Annotated in this window: 4 protein-coding genes; all 4 read right to left on the reverse strand. The window is 76.1% G+C overall.

The features are described 5' to 3' along the window. Window positions 1–1,872: transglutaminaseTgpA domain-containing protein (locus SSBG_RS22935; RefSeq protein WP_008748452.1), on the reverse strand; the 1,872-nt coding region annotated here is incomplete at its 3' end. Next, on the reverse strand, window positions 1,869–3,467 hold the full coding sequence (locus tag SSBG_RS22940; protein ID WP_008748453.1) for a DUF58 domain-containing protein: 1,599 nt from the start codon (window positions 3,465–3,467) through the stop codon (window positions 1,869–1,871). The genes SSBG_RS22935 and SSBG_RS22940, both read right to left, overlap by 4 nt. Before the next feature lie 203 nt (window positions 3,468–3,670). Then, window positions 3,671–4,684: an AAA family ATPase gene (locus SSBG_RS22945; RefSeq protein ID WP_037871802.1), complete on the reverse strand. Its 1,014-nt coding sequence runs from the start codon at window positions 4,682–4,684 to the stop codon at window positions 3,671–3,673. Window positions 4,685–4,875: 191 nt separating this feature from the next. Beyond that, a complete protein-coding gene (locus tag SSBG_RS22950) occupies window positions 4,876–5,400 on the reverse strand; it encodes a beta-class carbonic anhydrase (protein ID WP_008748455.1) in 525 nt (174 codons plus the stop codon). Between the last annotated feature and the right edge of the window lie 328 nt (window positions 5,401–5,728).

Here is a 5,728-nt window from a genome sequence, read left to right on the forward strand (position 1 = left end):
CGCGCCGAGCAGCCTGCCCGTGGGCGGGGCGCCGCCGCCGTCCGTCGCGACCGCCGCCGGGCTCGGCCCGCCGCACTCGCCGAGCCGCCGGTCCGCCGCCGGGCAGGAGGCGTCCGCCGAGGCCGAGTCCGAGGGGGCGGCCGAGTCGCTCGACTCCGGCTGCTCGGGCGCCGAGCTGGCCGTGCCTCCCTCCGGTGTCTCGGGCTGCGTGTACTCCGGGGTCGTGCCCCGGCTCGGGGTCGAAACAAAGCGGGTCCAGCCCACGCCCTGGAAGTACAGCTCCGGCCAGGCGTGCGCGTCGCGCAGGCCGACCGACATCGTCCCCTCGTCCCCGGTCTGCGTCCCGGGCGTGAAGCCGATCGCGACCCGGGCCGGGATGCCGAGGGTGCGGGCCATTGCCGCCATCGAGAAGGAGAAGTGGACGCAGAAGCCCTCCTTCTGCCTCAGGAACCGCGCGATGGCCTGCGGACCGCTGCCCGCGCCGACCCGCGTGTTGTACGTGAAGCCGCCGTCGTAGGCGAACCAGTCCTGGAGCCGCACCGCGCGCTCGTAGTCGTTGTCGGCGCCCTTCGTGATCTTGCGGGCGGTGGCCTCGACGACGTCGGGGAGGCTGCCCGGCACGGCCGTGTAGGCGCGGCGGATGTCCTCGGGGGCCGGGCGCGCGTTCGCGAGCTGACGGGCCGTGGGCCGGACGTCGAGGCTCTCGACGCGGTACGAGGCGTTCCGTGTCGTCTGGCCGCGCTCGCCGACGAGGGTGCGCCCCTCCGGCTCGTACCGCCAGCGCCCGTCGATGTCCACGGAACTGGCCGGGTAGGGGAGCGGCAGCCAGTCCTGGCCGTAGTCGCCCGCGACCCGCACCGAGGTCGTGACGGTGCCGGTGGCGACGTCGGGGGAGAGGCCGGTCGGCTGGGGGAGCTGCCGGGGGATCTCGGTGATGCGGCGCTCGGAGGGCGACCAGGAGGTGCCGTCGAACTTGTCGAGCGAGACGATCCGCAGGTACAGGTCGGAGATGTTCGCCGCGTCGGTGCGGTAGCGCAGCACCTCGCGGTCGTCGGGCTGGTTGAGGGCGTCCTGGAGCGAGACGAGCGGGTTGACCGCCGAGATCGTGCCGCCCCCGCCGTTCCCGCGGCCTCCGCCCCGGCCGTCGAGCAGCCCGCCGTCGAGCGCGGGCAGCGCGAGCGGCACGACGAGCGCGACGCCGAGTGCGAGGACACCGATCCTGCGTCCGTTGCGCACCGGGGACAGCCGGGGCGGCTTCCCGCGCCCGTCCGGCGTGCGCACCCCGAAGACCCGCCCCCAGCGCGCGACGCGGTCGCGGCTCTCGGCGAGCAGCAGCAGGAGGTAGCCGCCCGCCGCGAGGAGGAAGAGGAGCCAGCCCGAGCCGTCCTCGGCGATCCCGGTCGCGACGGAGTACAGCGCGAGCAGCGGCAGTCCGGCGGCGGAGGCCGCGCGGAACGTCACTGCGAGGACGTCCACGAGCAGGCCCACCACGAGGACCCCGCCGATCAGCAGGAACGAGATGCCGTCGGTGAGCGGCGCGGGGATCGCGTACCCGCGCACGTCGTGCTGCCCGGCCTCGAAGAGCCGCCCGAAGTACCGCATCGCCTCCGGCCCGGGGACGAAACCGGCCACGGCCTGCGCGCGTGCGAAGACGAGGGTCAGCAGCAGCAGTCCCACGAGGGCCTGGATCGCGACCACCAGCGGACGCGGCAACTGCGCCTGACGCGCGAGCGCGCCCGCCCCGGCCACCACCGCGAGCAGCAGCAGGGACAGCGCGAACCACGACGCGCTCTCCACGAGCGGCAGCAGCGCGGCGGCGGAGAGCGCCGTCGCCGCCGTCGCCGCGAGAGTGACCCTGCCCCGCCCGCTCATGACTCCCGCTCCCTGTCGTCCGGCCGGTCCTCCGGCCGCCGGTACCTATCCCACCCCGCGTCCCGCCCGTCCCGCCCGCCCGGCCCGATCCGCTCGGCGGGCGAGGGCGCGCGGGGGGCGGGGGGAGCGGGGGAGGCGGACGGCGGGGCGTACGAAGGCGCGCTCCCGTAGGTGCCATTGCCCCCGCGGGCCGCCGCGCCGCCGTGCGCGCCGCCGCCGTACGCCGCCGCGCCGCCCGCGCCTTCGTACGCCGCGCCCCCGCCCGGCGCCCGTCCCGCGTGGAGGGCGCCCGCCTGGCGCCACAGTTCGGGGAGCCCGGCGCCGCGCGGGACGCGCAGCACCGTCCATCCCGCCTCGCGCAGGGCGCGCGCGGAGCGCTCCGGGTCCTGAGCGGGGGAGTCGCCGTCCACCGGCCGCCCCCAGTCGGGGCCGTCGAGGAGGAAGGCGACCGCGCCCGCGTCCCGGCCGCGCGAGCGGGCGAGCAGCGCGGTCTGCTCCGCGTCCAGCGCGCCGAGGAAGGCGATGAGCAGCCCCTCCGTACCGGCGTGCAGGACGTCGTGGGCCGCCGCGAGGTCCGTGCCCGCCGAGTGGTCCACGACGGCGAGGACGTCGAGGAGCGCGCCCGCCGCCTCCGCCGCCTCGTGCCGCGCCGTCGCGAAGCCGTCGCTGCCGGGGACGGCGTCGAGGGCGCCCTCGTCGGTGAGGAGACGGACGTCCATCTCGTGTTCGAGGAGATGGGTGAGGACCGAGGCCGTCCCCGAGACGGCCCACTCGAAGGCGCTGTCCGGGCCGCCGCCGGCGTAGGCCGCGCGCCGCGTGTCGAGCAGCACCGTGCAGCGGGACCTGCGCGGCTGCTCCTCGCGCCGCACCATCAGTTCGCCGTACCGGGCCGTCGAGCGCCAGTGCACGCGGCGCAGGTCGTCGCCGTGCCGGTAGCCGCGCGGGATGACGTCGTCCTCGCCGCTGAACGAGAGCGCGCGCCGCCGCCCGCCGCCCGCCCCGGGCGCCTGCCCGCCGAGCCCCGCCGCCGGGAGCGGGACCACGGCCGGGAGCACGGTGAGGGTGTCGCGGGCGCTGAAGGAACGGCTCAGCTCGCACATCCCGAAGGGGTCGCCGAGCCGCAGTTGCAGCGGGCCGAGCGTGAAGCGCCCGCGCATGTCGGAGCGCACCCGGTACGAGACCTCGCGCCGTCCGGCCGCCTCGACGCGGTCGAGGACGAAACGCGGGCGCGGGCCGAGCTGGTAGGGCACCCGGTCCTGGAGCATGAGGAGCCCGGTCGTGAGCCGCGAGACGTTCTCGACGCGCAGGTGCACGCGGGCCTCCTCGCCCGCCTGCACGCGCAGCGGGCTGAGCCGGCGGCTGCCCGTGACGCGGTGGCGGGTACGGAAGAGGACGGCGGCGGCGACGAGCGGGAGCACCGCGAGCAGCACCCCGACCCGCAGCAGCTCGCCCTGCCCGAGCACGTACGCGCAGATCCCGGCGGCGATTCCGGCCGCGAGGAAGGAGCGGCCGCGCGTGGTCAGGCCCGCGAAGGCGGTCCGCAGCGGTCCGTGCGCCGCGCCGTCCTCGTGGTCCTCGGCGACGGGCGCGAGCACGGGGTGCCCGCCGGGCGCCACCGGGCCCGCCGAACGCTGGCCCGGCACGCGTCCCGCCGTGGCGCCCGGCACGCGCGGCGGCGTCCCCGGTCCCGTCGTCCCGCCTGCGGGCGAGTACGTCGCCGCCCCGCCCGCGGACCCGCGCGCCGCCGCCCCGTCGCCGGGATCGCGTCCCGCCGTGCCGGGTCCCGCGCCCCGGATTCTCACCGGCCGCCGCTCGCCGGGCGGCCCACGCGGGCGCCGCTGTCCGGGATCGGCACCTGCTGGAGCAGTTCCACCACGATCGCCTCCGCGCTGCGCCGCCCGAGCTGGGCCTGCGTCGTCGGCAGCAGCCGGTGCGCGAGCACGGGCACCGCGAGGGCCTGTACGTCGTCGGGGAGTACGAAGTCGCGGCCCGCGAGCGCCGCCGAGGCGCGCGCGGCCCGGACCAGGTGGAGCGTGGCGCGCGGCGAGGCGCCGAGCCGCAGCTCCGGGTGGGCCCGGGTGGCCTGCGTCAGCGCGACCGCGTACCGCTCGATGTCCTCCGCGATGTGCACGCCGCGCACCGCCTCGACGAGCTTGGCGATCTCGTCCACGTGCGCGACGGGCACGAGCCCGTCGAGCGGGGACGCGGCCCCGTGCGCGCCGAGCATCTTGAGCTCGGCCTCGGCGGAGGGGTACCCCATCGAGACGCGCGCCATGAAACGGTCGCGCTGGGCCTCGGGAAGCGGGTAGGTGCCCTCCATCTCGACCGGGTTCTGCGTCGCGACGACCATGAAGGGACGCGGCAGCGGGAAGGTCTCGCCGTCGAGCGTGACCTGCCCCTCCTCCATCGCCTCCAGGAGCGCCGACTGCGTCTTCGGCGAGGCCCGGTTGATCTCGTCGCCGATCACGATCTGCGCGAAGACGGCGCCGGGCTTGAAGTCGAAGGTGCCGGTGCCCTGGTCGTAGATGGAGACCCCGGTGATGTCCGAGGGCAGCAGGTCCGGCGTGAACTGGATACGGCGCACGGAGGCGTCCACGGAACGCCCGAGCGCCCGCGCGAGCATCGTCTTGCCGACCCCCGGCACGTCCTCGATGAGCAGGTGCCCCTCCGCGAGCAGCACGGTCAGGGCGAGCCGGACGACGTCCGGCTTGCCCTCGATGACCCGCTCGACGGCGCTCCGTACCCGGCCCGCCGTCTCGCTCAGCTCTCTGAGGTCCCCCCGCGCGTCGGCGCGCTCGTCAAAGGTCGTCACCCGGCCCTCCTCGGCCCACGGCCCCGCGCGGACCACTCCGCGCGGGCTCCGTCAGCATTCTTGTTGCCGTTATCGGTTCGTGTCACTCGCCCGCGGACAACAGCTCGCCACTTGTCGGTTCTCGCGGCATTTGTCCGCCGGATTCGGCCGATACCAGGCCGGGGCGCGGCCCGGGCGGCCGGGCGGCGGGCTCAGACCGCCGGGTCCACCTCGCGCAGCAGCCCCGAGTGCACGTCGAAGACGAAGCCGCGCACGTCGTTCGCCTCGACCAGGAACGGCGAGGTCCGCACCCGCTGCATCGACTGCCGCACGTCCTGCTCCGCGTTCGTGAACGCCTCGACCGCCCAGGAGGGGCGCTGGCCCACCTCGCGCTCCAGCTCGTGGCGGAAGTCCTCGGTGAGCGATTCGAGGCCGCAGTTGGTGTGGTGGATGAGGACGACGCTGCGGGTCCCGAGGGCGCGCTGGCTGATGGTCAGGGACCGGATCACGTCGTCGGTGACCACACCGCCCGCGTTGCGGATCGTGTGGCAGTCGCCGAGCTCCAGGCCGAGGGCGGCGTGCAGGTCCAGGCGCGCGTCCATGCAGGCGACGACGGCGACCTTCTGCACGGGCCGGGCGTCCATGCCGGGGTCGGTGAACGTCTTCGCGTACGCCGCGTTCGAGGCGACGAGACGGTCGGTGACCGAGGCGCCGGGGGTGATGGGGGCGGAAGTCATGCCTCAGACGGTACCCAACCGGCGGCGCCGGGACGCGCCGTGCCCGTGTGATCATGGGGCGCGGGGCCCGGTTTCACGGGCTTCGCGACGCGCAGGGTCATTGATTGACCGGGCGACAGGGTGGACTAAAGTGACGCGAAGCGGGACCCCGGACACCCCGCTGGAGACTGTCGCGGTCCCGTGAGCGCCGCGCCCCGGCGTCCCGGGGCCGCTTCTCCGCGGTGCGCGGCGGATACGTACGGCCCGGCCCCCTCCCGTTCCGGCCGGCCGGTGCCGCGAGGCCCCGGCGGGCCACTCCCCTTCCGAGCGGGAGGGGACCAGGCCGCGC

The sequence above is a fragment of the Streptomyces sp. SPB074 genome (genome assembly GCF_000154905.1).
Taxonomy (GTDB): Bacteria; Actinomycetota; Actinomycetes; order Streptomycetales; family Streptomycetaceae; genus Streptomyces.